General features: G+C 55.1%; 1 pseudogene. It reads left to right on the plus strand.

Annotated features, from left to right (window positions below):
* Positions 1-68: 68 nt before the first annotated feature.
* Positions 69-287 (plus strand): annotated as a pseudogene (locus SB772_RS40085) (hypothetical protein); the annotation flags it as partial.

The raw sequence follows: 287 nt of genomic DNA on the forward strand, positions 1-287 counted from the left end.
CCATGTCATGGCCATATACGTTAAATAGTGAAGGTTTCGAGATTTTCCGGACATCTTAAGGACTAGACGTGTCGACGCGCCAGAATCGTTTGTTTGCCGCCCTGCGGCCGGTCTCTTTCGCCGTCAGTGCCACTGCCGCACTGCTTTCTTCGGTTCCGCTTGCGCAAGCCAATCCGCATATTCTCGTCGATGTTCAGAGCGGCCGCGTGCTCGAGCACGAAGAGGCCTTCCGCAAATGGTATCCGGCCTCGCTGACCAAGCTGATGACCGTCTATACGACATTCGAT

This window comes from Paraburkholderia sp. SIMBA_030, assembly GCF_046535245.1.
Classification (GTDB): Bacteria; Pseudomonadota; Gammaproteobacteria; order Burkholderiales; family Burkholderiaceae; genus Paraburkholderia.